Source organism: Rhizobium sp. SVR5-2C (genome assembly GCF_056755115.1).
On record NZ_JBNDHT010000014.1, the window covers coordinates 38,618 to 54,558 of the forward strand.

Consider the following 15,941-nt stretch of genomic DNA (forward strand, 5'->3'; position numbering starts at 1 on the left):
ATTTCCGCCTGCGCACCGACGGTGCCGCGGGTCGGGTACTTTATCGTTTCAGGAGCGGACGTGCTTGATGAGGATAATACCAGGCATGAGCACGATCGATTCCAGCGTGTCCTCGATTCTTCTGGACCGCGTCGCCGAATGGCTGACCAACTCTTCCCTCGCAGGTGATGATCTCGAAAACATCGTTCGCGGTTTCTGTGAGCGGATTGCGGCTGCCGGCCTGCCGATCGCGCGCGTGCACCTGACTTTTTCGATGCTGCATCCGCTCTATGATGCCCTGGGTTTCACCTGGCGGCGTGGCAGCGGCGTCACGATCGAAGGTTATCGCCATTCCGTGGGTGCAAAGCCGGACCGCTTTCTCCAGAGCCCCTATTACTATTTGCTCGACAACAACCTCCAGCACATCCGCCGTCGCATCTCGCACGATGGCCCGGCCGAATTCCCGATCTTCGAGGACCTGCGCGCCGAGAAGATGACCGACTACCTTGCTTTCGTACAGCCCTTCGGTGACGGCTCCGTACAGGGCATGATGGGCTCATGGTCGACGGACAATCATTCCGGTTTCTCTGACGACATGGTCGATGCGCTGCTTCGCATGCAAAATCATCTGGCGGTTGCCGCCAAGATGGCCGTGCTCGGAAAGCTCGCCAACAACATGCTGACGACCTATCTCGGTGGCGACGCAGGCAAGCGCGTGCTGAACGGCCAGATTCGCCGCGGCGATGGAGAAACGATCCGCGCCGCTTTGGTGATGGGTGACATGCGTCAATCCACTGTCTATGCCGAAAAGGAAGGCCGCCAGGCCTATATCGATACCCTGAACGAATTCTTCGACGCGATTGCGGCGCCGTTCAATCGCAACGGCGGCGAGATCCTGAGCTTCCTGGGCGATGGCTTTCTCGCCGTATATCCCTGTGGCCGCCATAAGGACCCGTCGAAGATTGCTTCGCAGGCAGCCCTTTCGGCCGTCTACCAGGCACAGGCCCGGGTTGCCAAACTCAACAACGACCGGGCTGAGAAGGGTCTCGGCGCGGTCCGTTACGGGATCGGCCTGCATATCGGCAATGTGATGTTCGGCAATGTCGGGCTTAAGGACCGGCTGACATTCTCGGCCTTCGGTTCGGCCGTCAACGAAGTCCAGCGCCTACAGTCGCTGACGAAGAAGTACAATCGCGAAGTCGTGGCCAGCCAGGCTTTTGCCGGCTATTGCGGCGGCGAATGGACGACGCTCGGCGAAGAGAAGCTGCGCGGCATCCGTCAGAAGGTGACGATCCTTCAGCCCCGTGCACCCGCCCCGGCGCTCTCCATTGAAGGCAGTTTCCGCGAGGCCGCTCAGAACCTTCTTTCCGAAGCCGAACAGGTCATCCTGCTTCATCGCGATGCGAAAAAGCAGGCGAACTCGCCGACAGTCGAAAAATTCGTCCAGTAAGGCCGAGCAAAAAGGCCCTTGTTTGCTGGTGGAACTCAGGTAACCAAGCCCAGTCTCTGATCTGTGTCATCAACTGGACACCCCGTTTGCGGTACGATAGTGTGCCTTAACGGGAACACAAAAGAGACTGGGGTATATCATTGGTATGGCGTCTACTTCCGACCTGTTGCGTATCGAGAATCTAGACGTCTCGTTCTCGGTGTTCGGGGACAAGCTACGCGTTGTAAGAAATGCCGAACTACGCATTCTCCCAGGAAAAGTAACCGCCCTTGTTGGAGAGTCCGGCTCCGGCAAATCGGTGATCAGCCAGTCGATCATGGGTATCCTGCCGAACGCAGCGCAGGCGACAGGCAGCATCCTTTTTAACGATCCGCTGAACGGCGAGACCACCGACATTCTTCAGTTCGGCCGCGACAGCGAGGAAATGCGCGATTTGCGCGGCAAGCGCATGGCGACCATCTTCCAGGAGCCGATGACGTCGCTCTCGCCGCTCCACACGGTCGGCAACCAGATCAGCGAGGTGCTGCTGATCCATACGGATATCGACAAGAAGGAGGCGCGCGCTAGAACCGAAGAGATGCTCGGCCTCGTCGGATTTGCCAATCCGAAGCGCACCTATGACATGTATCCGTTCGAGCTTTCAGGTGGCATGCGCCAGCGCGCGATGATCGCCATGGCGCTGATTTGCAAGCCGGCACTCCTGATCGCCGACGAGCCGACAACTGCGCTCGACGTGACAATCCAGGCGCAAATTCTCGAGCTGCTGCGCGACCTTCAGCACAAGCTCGGCATGGCAATGCTGCTCATTACCCACGACCTCGGCGTGGTTGCCAATATGGCGGATGAGGTGGTCGTGATCTATCACGGTGAAATCATGGAAGCTGGCCCGGTGAATGCGATTTTCCGCAACTCGCAGCACCCCTACCTCAAGGGCTTGATGGCCGCCGTGCCGCATTTCGACATGAAGCCGGGCGAACGGTTGAAGGCCGTGCGCGACGTACCGGTCAATCTGGAATCGCTCATCGGCAAAAAGCAAACGGTCGATACGAACGCGCCGAAGGTGCTGCTTTCGGTCAATAATCTGTCCAAGACCTACAAGACGCGCAACCGCGGCCTTTTCGGCAGGGGGGAAGCCGCAGTCGTGCGCGCCGTGGACGATGTCACCTTCGATATCCGGCGCGGCGAATGTCTCGGGCTGGTTGGCGAATCCGGCTGCGGCAAGACCACCGTCAGCAAGATCCTGATGCGCGCCATTACGCCCGACACCGGCTCGGTGGTCTTCAATGACGGAAACGAAGTGATCGACGTGCTTTCCGTCAAGGGCGATGACCTGCAGGAATTGCGCACCAAGATCCAGATGGTGTTCCAGGATCCGGTCTCATCGCTGTCGCCGCGCATGACGGTGCGCAATATCCTGAGTGAGCCACTGGAAATCCACGACCGCGGCGACAGTTCCGAGCGCAAGCACAAGGTCGAGGCGCTGATGGGCGCGATCGGCCTCGACCGGCGATACCTGAACCGCTACCCCCACAGTTTCTCGGGCGGGCAGCGCCAGCGCATCGGTATCGCGCGCGCCCTTGCGCTCAATCCCAAACTCATCATTCTCGATGAGCCGGTTTCGGCGCTCGATGTTTCCGTGCAGGCGCAGATTCTCAATCTGCTGAAGGACTTGCAGAAGGAGCTCGGCCTTACCTACCTGTTTATCTCGCACAACCTTGCGGTCGTCGATTACATGGCTGATCGTATCGCCGTGATGTGCAAAGGGCGCATTGTCGAGATCGCGCCGCGTGAGGTCATTTTGCGTGATCCGGTGCATCCCTATACGAAGTCTCTGCTTGCCGCGGTCCCCTTCCCCGATCTGGATCGTCCGCTCGATTTCGAAGAGCTGCGCAAGAGTGGTGCGGCCGACAAGCAGAATTGGGGCGTGACCTTCACCGCCGAACATGACGACGCATCCGAGCTCGACTACGCCGATCTCGGCAACGGCCATCTCGTGCGGGCGCGAAAGGGTGCCGACGCGAAGGAACTGCGCGCATGGTAACCCGCCGAACATTTCTGGGCGGCCTCATCGGCTCGGCCATCGGACCCTCTCTCGCAAACGCTGTCGGCGAACGCGATATCGAACCAGAATTCCTGAGCGACCTGCTGAGAGCAGATCGTATTCCGCTGATGGCCGATCGGCTGCCGAAACACCCCCGCATCGTCAACATGAAGGAGGCCGGGCTGACGCCAGGCGTCTATGGCGGATCCGTGCGCACGATCATCGGCAGCGCCCGCGACATCCGCTACATGACGGTCTATGGCTACTCGCGCCTTGTCGGCTACGACAAGCACCTGCGTTTCCAGCCGGATATCCTGGGCGGCTACACCTCGGAAAACGACAGCGTCTTCACCTTTCACCTTCGCAAAGGCCACAAGTGGTCCGACGGTCATCCGTTTACAGCCGATGATTTCCGCTACTGGTGGGAAGACGTCATCCTGAACAAGTTTCTGACGCCTGGCGGCGGCGCACTGGAGCTACGACCTCACGGCGAGCTGCCCCGTTTCGAGGTGCTGGACGAACTCGTTGTCCGCTACAGCTGGGATATACCCAATCCGAATTTCCTGCCGTCGCTCGCCGGGCCGCTGCCGCTCGTGATCTTCGGCCCGGCGCATTACCTCAAGCAGTTCCATCAGAAATATCAGGATGACTTCCGGCTTTCAGCCTTGATGCGGGAAAACCGGGTGAAGAAGTGGGCCGACCTGCACATCAAGATGTCGCGAGCCTCGCGCCCGGAAAACCCTGAACTGCCGACGCTTGATCCCTGGCGCAACACGACGGCCCCGCCGGCCGATCAGTTTGTCTTCGTGCGCAACCCGTTCTTCCATCGCGTCGATGAGAACGGCATGCAATTGCCTTATATCGATCGCTTCATCCTGAATGTCAGTTCGTCCTCGATCATCGCGGCGAAGGCCGGCGCTGGCGAGTCCGACCTGCAGGCGACCGGCATCGATTTCAACGACTACACCTTCCTGAAGGAAGCCGAGAAGCGTTTTCCGGTAAAGGTCAACCTCTGGAAGCAGGCGCGCGGTTCGCGTCTGGCGCTCTACCCGAACCTCAATTGCGCAGATGAGACCTGGCGCAACCTCTTCCGCGACGTACGTTTCCGCCGGGCACTCTCGCTTGGCGTCGACCGGCACGAGATCAACATGGTCGCCTTTTATGGCCTCGGGAGGCCTAGCGCCGATACCGTTCTGCCGGATAGCCCGCTATTCAAGCAGGAATATGCCGATGCCTTTGTGCAGTTCGATCCCGATCAGGCGAACAAGCTGCTCGACGAACTCGGTCTCGCAAACCGCGACAGCGACGACATACGCCTGCTGCCGGACGGGCGGCGGGCGGAAATCACTGTCGAGACCGCAGGCGAAAGCACGCTCGATACCGATGTGCTCGAGCTCGTGCGCGATCACTGGAAGAATATCGGGCTGGCGCTTTTCACGCGAACCTCCCAACGCGAAGTTTTCCAGAGCCGCGCCATGAGTGGCACGACCACGATGTCGATATGGTTCGGAATCGAAAATGGCGTACCCACGGCCGACATGGCGCCAAGCCAGCTGGCCCCGACTATGGACGACCAACTACAATGGCCGATCTGGGGCATGCACTTTCTTTCCGCCGGCCAGGAAGGCAGTCCGCCCGACCTACCCGAGGCCGCTGAGCTGGTCGACCTCCTCAACCAGTGGGGCTCCACGTCCAACTTCCACGAGCGCGAAGAGATCTGGCACAAGATGCTGTCGATCTACACTCAGCAGGTGTTCTCGATCGGTCTTATCAACGGCGCACTGCAGCCCATCCTGCGTTCGGCGAAGATGCAGAACGTGCCGGAGAGCGCGCTCTACGGCTTCGATCCGACCTCCTATCTCGGAATCTACATGCCGGATACGTTCTGGCTGAAGGAGGCGTGAGGTGCTGAGATATATCCTCTGGCGGATTGCCGCCATGGTGCCGACGCTGATCGTGATTTCAGCGCTCGTTTTCACGATTATCGAACTTCCGCCTGGCGATTTCTTCGAGAGCCAGATCGCCGAACTGAGGGCGCAGGGCGAGACTGCGAACCTGCAGGAAATCGAAGAGCTCCGAAAGCAATACGGTTTCGACAAGCCCGAGATCGTTCGTTACCTTTATTGGGTCGGCGGCATGCTACAGGGGGATTTTGGCTATTCGTTCGAATACCAGCTGCCTGTTTCCGAAGTCGTCGGCGAGCGCCTGTGGCTGACGATCCTCGTTTCCTTCTCGACGATCCTGGTCACCTGGCTGATCGCCTTCCCGATCGGGATCTATTCCGCTACACATCAATATAGCTGGGGCGACTACGGGCTCACTTTCCTCGGCCTGCTTGGAATTGCCATTCCGAACTTCATGCTGGCATTGATCCTGATGTATTTCGCCAACGTCTGGTTCGGGGTCTCGATCGGCCATCTGATGGATCAGAGATATCTCAATGAGCCCATGAGTTGGGAAAAGGCGCGATCTATCCTCTCGCATCTCTGGATTCCCGTCATCATTGTCGGCACGGCGGGAACGGCAGGCATGATCCGCCGCCTGCGCGCCAATCTGCTGGACGAGATGCAGAAGCAATATGTGACGACGGCGCGCGCCAAAGGTCTTCATCCTACCCGCGCCCTCATCAAATATCCGCTGCGCATGGCACTCAACTTCTTCGTCGCCGACATCGGTTCGATCCTGCCGTCGATCATCTCCGGCGCCGAGATCGTCGCCATCGTGCTGTCGCTCGAAACGACCGGCCCGATGCTCATCAAAGCGCTCCAGAGCCAGGACATGTATCTTGCCGGTTCCTTCCTGATGTTCCTTGCCTTTCTCAACGTCATCGGTGTGCTTATATCGGATATCGCACTGGGCTTCCTTGATCCGCGCATCCGTCTGCAGGGCAGGAGCACCAAATAATGTCCTCTTTGCCGCCGCCTGGCGCTCCATTGCCGCACTACGTTTCGACCGCGCCTTTCGACCCGATCGCTACGGAGACCATGACGGCAGCAAATTCGCGTATTCACCTTGCTTCCCAGAAGCAGCTGATGTGGTGGAAGTTCAAGCAGCACCGATTGGCGCTGGCGTCCGGCATCTTCCTGGTGGCCGTCTATCTGATGATCCTGGTCGTGGAATTCCTTGCGCCCTACGGTCTGCACACGCGCAATGTGGACTACATCCACTCCCCGCCCCAGCGGGTGCACTTCTTCGACAAGGGCCAGTTCGTCGGTCCGTTCGTCTATGGCCGCACGATGCAGCTCGATCTCGACACGCTGCGGCGAATCTATACCGACAACCCGAACGATGTTCAACCGATCCGCTTTTTCTGCCGCGGTGACCCATACAAGTTCTGGGGCATCATCCCGTCCAATCTCCACCTCGTCTGCCCGGCAGAAGGCGGCCAGATGTTCCTGCTCGGTACCGATCGGCTTGGACGCGACGTGCTTTCCCGCATTCTTTACGGCGCGCGGATTTCGCTGACGATCGGCCTGATCGGCATCACGATCAGCTTCGTACTCGGCATCGTCATCGGCGGTCTTGCGGGTTATTGGGGCGGCATTTTCGACCTTGTCGTCCAGCGCCTGATCGAAGTTCTACAGTCGCTGCCGAGCCTGCCACTCTGGATGGCGCTTGCGGCCATCATGCCGGTGACGTGGAGCCCGATCGTCATCTATTTCGGCATCACCGTCATTCTCGGTATCATCGACTGGACCGGACTTGCGCGTGCGGTGCGCTCGAAGCTCCTGGCATTGCGTGAAGAAGACTACGTGCAGGCCGCCCAGTTGATGGGCGCGAGCACCCCCCGCATTATCGGGCGGCACCTGGTTCCCGGCTTCATGTCGCATCTGATTGCCTCTGCGACAATCTCGATCCCGGGCATGATCCTTGGTGAAACCGCGCTGTCATTCCTCGGTCTCGGTCTTCGTCCTCCGATCACGAGCTGGGGCGTCCTGCTTACCGAGGCCAAGAGCGTCAGCGTCATCGCTTTTTATCCATGGCTGCTTTTTCCGATCATACCGGTCGTCCTCGTGATTTTAGCCTTCAACTTTCTGGGAGACGGATTGCGCGATGCGGCTGATCCCTACAAATAGTAGAACGCCCGGCGGAGACATCGCGCTCCGTTGCTTTTCAACCTCCGGTAAACGGAGGGGCTAAGATGTCGTTCACTCCAAAGGAAATATCCATGGCCAGACGCGTGGAAGATGCTCGGATCCTGATGTACAGCCACGACACGTTTGGGCTCGGCCACCTGCGCCGCTGCCGAACAATCGCCCATGCGCTGGTCGAGGATTATCGCGGGCTAAACGTGCTGATCATCTCCGGCGCGACCATCGCCGGCGCCTTCGATTACCGGGCTCGCGTCGATTTCGTGAAGATCCCGAGCGTGATCAAGCTGCACAACGGTGAATACACATCGATGGCGAGCCATATAGACCTGCACGAAACGCTGAAGATGCGGGAATCGAGCATCCGCCATACGGCCGAGACCTTTCAGCCGGACATCTTCATCGTCGACAAGGAGCCGATGGGCCTCAAGGGCGAAGTCGAGGATACGCTTGCCTATCTCAAGGCCCAGGGTACCACGCTGGTCCTCGGCCTCCGCGAAATCATGGACGCGCCGCACCTGCTCGATGCCGAGTGGAAGAGAAACGGCATCATGAAAAAGATCGAACAATACTATGACAGCGTCTGGGTTTACGGGCCGCCGGATTTTTACGATCCCTTGATCGGTCTCGACGTCCCGCAAAGTCTGCGCCGGAAGATGGATTTCGTCGGCTTTCTCCAGCGGAGCGTCTCGAAGGACAAGAAGTCGATCAACGCCCGTAAGGATGATTATATCCTCATCACCACAGGCGGCGGCGGAGATGGTTCCGATCTCGTTCACGACGTGATGAACGCCTACGAGCATGATGCGACGTTGGAGCAAAAAGCGCTGGTCGTCCTCGGACCTTACATGCCGTCAGCCGAACGGGCGAAACTTGTCGAGAAGGGCGAGAAGATTCCCTATATCGAGGTGATCGAGTTCGACAACCACATGGAAGAGCTCATCGCGGGTGCCACGGGCGTCGTCGCCATGGGCGGCTACAATACCTATTGCGAAATCCTCTCCTTCGACAAACCTGCCCTCATCGTGCCGCGGGTCAAGCCTCGCGAGGAGCAGTTGCTGCGTGCCCAGCGTGCCAGCGAACTCGGTCTTGTCGACATGCTACTTCCTGACCAATCGGCTGATCCTGCCGTCATGGCGGAGGCGCTGAAGCGTCTGCGGGAACGACAACCACCATCGAAGGGTGGATGCGATATGCAACTCGAGGGGCTGAACCATATTTCGCAAACTGTCGGGCACTGGCTCGACAATCGACGCAATCGTCTCGCCCTTGTCGGCGCAGAATAAAGAACAAACCCTTGCCAGAACGCCGGAAGATCCTTGTCGTGCTGAAAGGCTATCCACGCCTTTCGGAGACCTTCATTGCACAGGAGCTGCTTGGGCTCGAGAAAGCAGGCTTCGATCTGACGCTGATTTCAATGAGGCGTCCGACCGACAAGAAGCGCCATCCGGTGCATGACGAAATCAAGGCACGTATCGTCTACCTGCCGGAATACTTGCACGAGGAGCCGCTCCGCGTGCTGAAAGGGCTTTTTTCCGGCTTCGGAAGGCCGGGTTTTATAGCGCTGTTGAAACGCTTCCTGATGGATCTGCCGCGTGACATGTCGCGCAACCGCTTCCGCCGCCTTGGTCAGGCGCTCGTCCTGGCGCGTGAATGGCCGGACAACGGGCAGTGGCTGCACGCACATTTCATCCACACGCCCGCATCTGTCACTGAATATGCAAGCATTCTGACCGGCGTGCCCTGGACCGTCTCGGCACATGCCAAGGACATTTGGACTTCGCCCGACTGGGATCTGAGCGTGAAGCTCGACAGCGCGCGCTGGGCCGTCACATGCACCAGGACCGGTTACGAGCATATGCGCGAGCTGAGCAGCCGCCCGGATACAGTGCATCTTAGCTATCACGGACTCGATCTTGCCCGGTTCGCCCCTTTCGAAGGGCTGCGCTCAAAGCGGGATGGCACCGACCCTGCCGACCCCGTTTTTCTCTTGAGTGTCGGCCGTGCGGTCGAAAAGAAGGGCTACGACGTCCTGCTGCGCGCCCTCGCCTTGCTTCCTAAATCCCTGCAATGGCGCCTCGAGCACATCGGCGGCGGCGAGGAGCTTGCGAAACTCAAGGCGCTCGCTTCGGAACTTGGCCTCGCTGGCAAGATCACCTGGAAAGGCGCGCTGGCCCAGGAGGATGTGCTCGACCACTACCGCCGCGCCGATGTCTTCGCACTTGCCTGCCGCATTGCGGCCAACGGTGATCGCGACGGCCTGCCGAACGTCCTCGTCGAGGCATCGAGCCAGCGTCTGGTGTGTATTTCCACCGAGGTGTCAGGCGTTCCGGAACTTCTGACGAATGGCGAGGACGGTTTTACCGTTCCACCGGAGGACCCCCGGGCACTGGCCGACGCGCTTGAAACAGCGATCTGTGATCCTGCGCTCCGAAGCCGCCTCGGCGACGCAGCTGAAAAACGCGTGCGCGAGCGTTTCGACTATCAGTCGAGCATAAAGCAGCTGGCCTACCTCTTTGAAGACGAATGGCAGAAGTCCTGATGACGGCAAAGAACATTTTCTTTTATGTTCAACACCTGCTCGGCATCGGCCATATCGCCCGTGCAAGCCGCATCGCCAGCGCTCTGGCAAGGGACGGCTTCGACGTGACCGTCGTCACCGGGGGCTTGCCTGTTCCGGGTTTTCCGGGCGAAGGGGTGAAAACCCTGGCGCTGCCGCCTGTCGTCGCAAGCAATGCCGGCTTCTCAGGCCTGGCGGACGCCGAGGGCAATGTAGCCGGCGAAGAGTTTCTTTCAGCGCGTCGCGATCTGCTGCTTGCTGCTTTTGAAAAGGCAAGGCCGGATGCTGTCATCGTTGAGGCCTTCCCATTCGGCAGGCGCCAGATGCGCTTCGAACTGCTGCCTTTGCTCGATTTAATCGAAAGGAGCAATCCACGGCCGAAGCTCTTCAGTTCCGTACGCGACATCCTGCAGGAAAACCGCAAGCCAGGGCGCGACGCAGAAACCGCCGGGCTTGTGAAGCGGCACTTCGATGCCGTGCTCGTTCATGGTGATCCCGATTTCGTGCGGCTTGAAGACACCTTTCCGCTGGCGGCCGAGATCGCCGACAAGGTACGCTACACCGGCCTGGTTACGCCGCCGCCGGCCGCCGAGCCGAGCGAGACCTTTGATATTATTGCCTCTGCCGGCGGCGGAGCCGTTGGCCTCGAGCTGATCCGCGCAGCGCGCGATGCGGCCGCAATGCTTCCCGGAGGCCACCGCTGGCTGCTCGTCACCGGGCCCAATCTGCCGGAATCCGACTTCGTTTCATTGGGCCGGGAAGCCCCTGCCAACGTAACGCTTGCGCGCTTCCGAAAGGATTTCCCCTCGCTCTTGCGTGGCGCGAAAGTCTCGATTTCACAGGCGGGCTACAATACGGTCGGCGATCTCCTGCGAACGGATTGCCGCGCGATCCTCATCCCCTTTGTTGCCGGCGGCGAGACGGAACAGACCGTGCGGGCCGAGCGCCTGCTGGCGATGGGCCTTGCTGCCATCCTCCCGGAACAGGGATTGACCGCCGAGCGGGTGGCTGCGGCGGTCACGGAGGCGCTTTCGGCGCCAGCGAGAAAGGAAGCGGAACTCGATCTGACCGGCGCCGAGACAACCGCTTCGATCATTCGCTCGATGCTCGGTTGAATTGCTCGCCTATTACGAAAGTCCTATGATATAAGTGAGCTCTGGGGAGAATCGGCATTCAACAGTAATCCGCTTCGCCTTGATTTCATTTCGACATCGGGGGCCGGTTGCATGAATCTGTTTTCTGCATCTCCTCTTCCGAACGGCCCTACTCTCGGCCTCACTCCTTCCCAACTGGCTGACGGTTAGCAATGGAAAAAAGCCTCGCCCGCTACATCTGGTCGAACACGCGGCTGCAACAACTTTGGATCCTGGCTGTCGTTGCCGTTTCGATGATCCCCTACTTCTTGTCCTTCGATCTGCCGAAACAGATCGTCAACGGACCGATTCAAGGTGATGGCTTCGACAACGCAAACGCGACGCAGACCTTCATGCATATTGCCTATGACATCCCGCTGATCGGGCATGTCGAATTCTTCGAGGGTATCCAGCTCAACCGGCTGCAGATGTTGATGGCGCTCAGCCTGGTCTTCCTGGCGCTCGTGGTTCTGAACGGTCTCTTCAAATTCTATATCAACACTTACAAGGGCCGGCTGGGCGAACGGATGCTGCGGCGTATCCGATTCGAGTTGATCGACAGGGTTCTTAGATTTCCGCCCGCTCATTTCAAGCGCGTGAAATCCGCTGAAGTTGCCACGATGATCAAGGATGAGGTGGAGCCGATGGGCGGCTTCACGGGCGATGCTTTCGTCGCGCCTGCCCTTCTCGGCGGCCAGGCGCTGACGGCACTCGCGTTCATCATTGTCCAGAATTTCTGGCTGGGCATGATCGCGGCAGGGATCGTTGGCGTTCAGGCGGTCATCATTCCCCGGATGAGGAAGCGCCTGCTCGAGCTCGGCCGCCAGCGCCAGCTCACCGCCCGAGAGCTTTCCGGCCGCGTCGGCGAAATTGTCGATGGCATAGGTACGATTCACTCCAACGATACCTCGAACCTTGAACGAGCGGACATCGCCTCCCGCCTCGGCCTGATCTTCTCGATCCGCTACGATCTTTATCAGTGGAAGTTCCTGGTGAAGTTCCTGAACAACTTCCTCGCTCAGGTGACGCCCTTCCTCTTTTACGCGATCGGCGGCTATCTGGCGCTGCAGGGACGCCTCGATATCGGCCAGCTCGTCGCCGTCATCAGCGCCTATAAGGATCTTCCGGGACCACTGAAGGAACTGATCGACTGGGACCAGATGCGCCAGGACGTTCAGGTGAAATACCAGCAGGTTTATGAGCAGTTCAATGTCGAACCGCTTATCGAGAGCCGTATCCAGGAAATCCCGACGGACACGATCGTTCCGCTGACGGCGGCGCTCATCGTCAGCAATCTTGCCATCAGCGACGATAGCGGCGCGCGCCTGGTCGATCACGTCTCGGCCGAGATCAAGCCGAACGAGACGGTAGCGGTCGTCGGCCCGAATGGCAGCGGCGCGGAAGCCTTTGCAGACGCGCTTGGCCGCATCGTCTGGCCGGACGCCGGCCGGATCACCATCGACGGTCGCGACCTGCTGGAGCTTCCGGAGTCGATTACGGGCCGACGGATTTCCTATGCCTCTGCCGATACGTATTTCTTCCACGGCACGCTGCGCGACAATCTTGTCTACGGTCTAAAGCATGCGCCGCTGACCGACCCCGGATACGAGGACCAGGCCGCGCAGGAATTCAAATGGCATGCGGCCGAGGCGCTCAAGGCAGGCAACCCGGTGCTCGATCTCAATAGCGACTGGGTGGACTATAGCGCGGCCGGGGCAACCGGGCCGGAAGACCTGCTCAAGGCGATCCGTCCGGTGCTCGATGCCGTCCTGATCTCGCAGGACATCCTGGACCTTGCACTCCGCTCGACGGTCAACACCGCCGCCCATGTGGCGCTGGCCGACCGCATCGTCGATCTGCGTCGGTCGTTGCGAGAACGCATGAAAGAGGAGAGCCTCGACAACATCGTCGTGCCCTTTGACTTCGACAGCTATAATTCCCAGGCGACAGTCGGCGAGAACCTGCTTTTCGGCACGATGAAGCGGCCGATGATGACGAATCGCAGACTTGCAGCACACCCCTATTTCCAGCAGCTTTTCCGCGAAACCGGGCTCAGCAACGACCTCTATGCGATGGGTCTGGAGATCGCCGAGAACGCCGTCGAACTCTTCCACGATCTGCCGCCGGATCACCCCTTCTTCCAGCAGCTGACCTTCATGACGGCGGATGATATTCCGACCTATCAGGCATTGCTGCAAAAATTGCAGAGCCGCAGGTTCGAGGATGCGACCGCGGACGAGCGCTCGATGATTATCCGGCTGAGCTTTGCCTATATCGAGCCGCGCCACCGCTTCGGCTTGCTGACCGATGAGCTGATGGCAAAGATCGTGGGCGCCCGCAAACAGTTTCACGAGCATATTCCGGCCGATCTCGCTGCACTCATCGAGCGCTATGATCCCGAACGCTTCACGTCGTCAGCGTCGCTGATGGACAATGTGCTGTTCGGCCGCATTGCCTATCAGCAGGCAGACGCCTCCGACCGCATCCGCACCATCATGGCTGATCTCTTCGATGCGCTCGATCTTTTTGACGACGTGCTTTCGATCGGCCTTGAATTCGACGTCGGCTCCGGCGGTAAGCGATTGACGATGGTCCAGCGCCAGAAGCTCAACCTTGCCCGTGCTCTCCTGAAACGTTCGGACTACTTCATCTTCAACCGGCCGCTTCCAGCGCTCGATCAGCGTTTGCAGGACCAGATCATTCGCAATGTCATCCAGGACTTGCACGAGGAGGGCAAGCGCCCAGCGATCGTCTGGGTGCTTTCGAATGCAAGACTTGCGGAAATCTTCGACCGGATTTTTCTATTCGATCGTGGTGACCTGGTGGAGGCCGGAATCTATCCGGAACTTTCCGAGAAAAACGGTATGTTCAAGGAACTGTTATCGTAATATTCTAATGGGGCGGCATAGAACGGCATTCTTGCGAGGGAATGTCCGTAGAGTTTTTGAAAGCGCATTCTCCTACGGCAGGAGAAGCGGTAAGGGGTAAAACACTCATGCTGTTGAGAGATGAAGTCGAAATGCTGCGTCGGGTGCCGATCTTTTCAAGGATTGCCCCGGCCAAACTCAAGCTTTTGGCTTTCACCTCGGACCGGATGACCTACAAGTCCGGCCAAGATCTTTTCCAGCAAGGCGATCCCGGCGACGCCGCCTATGTCGTGCTTTCCGGCACGGCCGACATTCTGGTGCACTCGCCGGCGGGCGACATAAAGGTCGCCGATGTAGAGGTTAATTCCATCGTCGGCGAAATCGCTATTCTCTGCGACGTATCGCGCACCGCAACCGTGCGTGCGACCTCGCCGCTCGAAGTGCTGCGTATCAGCAAGGAACATTTCCTGAAGCTGCTCAGCGATTTTCCCGAGATCGCAGTCGAGATCATGCGCGTCCTTGCCGATCGGCTGAACCATACGACCGCAGAGTTGACGGCAGCCCGTGCCAAACAGCCGCAAGCGGCCTTCCAGTAAATTTCGATAGATTCCAGCCCAAAAACCCACACGGCTTTCGCCGGCAAGCGGGTGCCAGCGCCCAGCTTCTGCGCGCGATCAGCAAGGCCGGCATGAATCGCGGATCATCAGGCGTCCTGCCAGCACGATCTTCCGGCTCGGCGGCTCATTGCGCCCGGCAATTCTTTCAAGGATCAACTGTGCCGCCTGCTCCCCGATGGCATGGACCGGCTGGGCAATCACCGTCAGGTTTGGTTGGAAAACATCTGCCCAGGGGAAGTCGTCGAAGCTCGAGACCGAAATGTCGTCGGGGCAGCGCAGGCCCATGTCGCGGATCGCCCTCATAACGCCGATCACCATGAGGTTGTTGGCGGAGAAGAGCGCGCTTGGCCGCTCGGGCTGTACCAGGAGCTGCATGGCGGCATTATAAGCGTCGCGTTCCCGGAAGTTGCCGAACCGGATCAGTTCATCACTCAACGGGATGCCCGCGGCTTCGAGAGCTGCTTTGTAGCCGGCAAGACGGCTCCGACCGGTCCAGGTGTCGGGCGAGCCGGAAATATATCCGATCCGGCGGTGACCGAGGCCTATGAGATAGTTGATGGCGTCATGCACCGCACGCTGATTGTCGAGCACGACGGCATCGGCATCGATGCCGTTGCAAATCCGGTCGATGAGCACGGTCGGGATGTCGGTTTTTGCGAGCGAACGTTCGAGGGCATGGTCGTCGCCGGCCGGCGCGATTATGAGGCCATCCACCATGCGGTCGAGCAGGAGTGAAATCTGTTCGTCCTGCAAAACGGGATCCTCGTCGGTGCAGCAGAGCATGACCGCATAGCCCGACCGGTGAAGGACATCCTGGATCACCGAAGTCACATCGGTGAAGAAGGGGTTGGTGATGTCGGCGATGACGAGGCCAACCGTCTTGGTCGTGCCTATCTTCAGGCTGCGGGCGATGGCATTGCGCTTGTAGCCGATCGACTGGATTGCGTGCTCAATCCTGCCGCGCAGCTCAGTGCTGACCGGTGCCGTGCCGTTGACGAAGGCGGAGACGGTCGCAACCGAGACTCGCGCTGTCGCCGCGACGTCGAGCATCGTCGGTGCCGATTTTCTTCGCTTTGACGAAACCGGGTCCATTTTCGAAACGTTTAGAATGCCAATTTCGCTAATACTTACGATATTGGCATCTTTTGGGCAATATCGCAAAATCGCCATCCTCGGAATCGCTTGACAGAATCTAAACGTTTA

At 59.2% G+C, this 15,941-nt stretch carries 11 protein-coding genes; 10 read left to right on the plus strand and 1 reads right to left on the minus strand.

Annotated elements, in window-relative coordinates:
* Nucleotides 1-85 precede the first annotated feature (85 nt).
* The 10 genes from ACPYOI_RS06385 (at nucleotide 86) to ACPYOI_RS06430 (ending at nucleotide 14,717) form a co-directional block, all read left to right on the plus strand.
* On the plus strand, nucleotides 86-1,429 hold the full coding sequence (locus ACPYOI_RS06385) for an adenylate/guanylate cyclase domain-containing protein (RefSeq protein WP_481414624.1): 1,344 nt from the start codon (nucleotides 86-88) through the stop codon (nucleotides 1,427-1,429).
* A gap of 145 nt (nucleotides 1,430-1,574) precedes the next feature.
* The gene (locus ACPYOI_RS06390; RefSeq protein ID WP_481422677.1) at nucleotides 1,575-3,470 is read left to right on the plus strand and encodes an ABC transporter ATP-binding protein; all 1,896 of its coding nucleotides are present in this window, start codon (nucleotides 1,575-1,577) and stop codon (nucleotides 3,468-3,470) included.
* Nucleotides 3,464-5,374, plus strand: a complete 1,911-nt coding sequence (locus tag ACPYOI_RS06395; RefSeq protein WP_481414442.1) for an ABC transporter substrate-binding protein — start codon at nucleotides 3,464-3,466, stop codon at nucleotides 5,372-5,374. The genes ACPYOI_RS06390 and ACPYOI_RS06395 overlap by 7 nt, the downstream gene beginning before the upstream one ends.
* A 1-nt stretch (nucleotide 5,375) precedes the next feature.
* Nucleotides 5,376-6,374 (plus strand): ABC transporter permease, encoded by a 999-nt coding sequence (locus ACPYOI_RS06400; protein WP_168829978.1) that lies wholly within the window; start codon nucleotides 5,376-5,378, stop codon nucleotides 6,372-6,374.
* Nucleotides 6,374-7,546 (plus strand): ABC transporter permease, encoded by a 1,173-nt coding sequence (locus tag ACPYOI_RS06405; protein WP_481414443.1) that lies wholly within the window; start codon nucleotides 6,374-6,376, stop codon nucleotides 7,544-7,546. Before ACPYOI_RS06400 ends, ACPYOI_RS06405 begins: the two co-directional genes overlap by 1 nt.
* 92 nt (nucleotides 7,547-7,638) lie before the next feature.
* Nucleotides 7,639-8,847, plus strand: a complete 1,209-nt coding sequence (locus tag ACPYOI_RS06410; RefSeq protein ID WP_168829976.1) for a glycosyltransferase family protein — start codon at nucleotides 7,639-7,641, stop codon at nucleotides 8,845-8,847.
* A gap of 11 nt (nucleotides 8,848-8,858) precedes the next feature.
* Nucleotides 8,859-10,103, plus strand: a complete 1,245-nt coding sequence (locus ACPYOI_RS06415; protein WP_481414444.1) for a glycosyltransferase — start codon at nucleotides 8,859-8,861, stop codon at nucleotides 10,101-10,103.
* Entirely contained in the window at nucleotides 10,103-11,236 is a 1,134-nt protein-coding gene (locus tag ACPYOI_RS06420; protein WP_481414445.1) for a glycosyltransferase family protein, read from the plus strand. Before ACPYOI_RS06415 ends, ACPYOI_RS06420 begins: the two co-directional genes overlap by 1 nt.
* 191 nt (nucleotides 11,237-11,427) lie before the next feature.
* Entirely contained in the window at nucleotides 11,428-14,142 is a 2,715-nt protein-coding gene (locus ACPYOI_RS06425; RefSeq protein WP_481414446.1) for an ABC transporter transmembrane domain-containing protein, read from the plus strand.
* 107 nt (nucleotides 14,143-14,249) lie between these two features.
* Nucleotides 14,250-14,717: a Crp/Fnr family transcriptional regulator gene (locus tag ACPYOI_RS06430; protein ID WP_481414447.1), complete on the plus strand. Its 468-nt coding sequence runs from the start codon at nucleotides 14,250-14,252 to the stop codon at nucleotides 14,715-14,717.
* Between the two features lie 78 nt (nucleotides 14,718-14,795).
* On the opposite strand, the gene ACPYOI_RS06435 is transcribed toward ACPYOI_RS06430, so the two are convergent.
* On the minus strand, nucleotides 14,796-15,788 hold the full coding sequence (locus ACPYOI_RS06435; RefSeq protein WP_481414448.1) for a LacI family DNA-binding transcriptional regulator: 993 nt from the start codon (nucleotides 15,786-15,788) through the stop codon (nucleotides 14,796-14,798).
* Between the last annotated feature and the right edge of the window lie 153 nt (nucleotides 15,789-15,941).

Excerpts from the sequence above, each read along its gene's own strand:
- ACPYOI_RS06430 (WP_481414447.1), top strand. The coding sequence starts at position 14,250 with ATGCTGTTGAGAGATGAAGTCGAAATGCTGCGTCGGGTGCCGATCTTT.
- ACPYOI_RS06420 (WP_481414445.1), top strand. The coding sequence starts at position 10,103 with ATGACGGCAAAGAACATTTTCTTTTATGTTCAACACCTGCTCGGCATC.
- ACPYOI_RS06410 (WP_168829976.1), top strand. The coding sequence starts at position 7,639 with ATGGCCAGACGCGTGGAAGATGCTCGGATCCTGATGTACAGCCACGAC.
- ACPYOI_RS06390 (WP_481422677.1), top strand. The coding sequence starts at position 1,575 with ATGGCGTCTACTTCCGACCTGTTGCGTATCGAGAATCTAGACGTCTCG.
- ACPYOI_RS06405 (WP_481414443.1), top strand. The coding sequence starts at position 6,374 with ATGTCCTCTTTGCCGCCGCCTGGCGCTCCATTGCCGCACTACGTTTCG.
- ACPYOI_RS06425 (WP_481414446.1), top strand. The coding sequence starts at position 11,428 with ATGGAAAAAAGCCTCGCCCGCTACATCTGGTCGAACACGCGGCTGCAA.
- ACPYOI_RS06395 (WP_481414442.1), top strand. The coding sequence starts at position 3,464 with ATGGTAACCCGCCGAACATTTCTGGGCGGCCTCATCGGCTCGGCCATC.
- ACPYOI_RS06385 (WP_481414624.1), top strand. The coding sequence starts at position 86 with ATGAGCACGATCGATTCCAGCGTGTCCTCGATTCTTCTGGACCGCGTC.
- ACPYOI_RS06435 (WP_481414448.1), bottom strand. The coding sequence starts at position 15,788 with ATGCTCGACGTCGCGGCGACAGCGCGAGTCTCGGTTGCGACCGTCTCC.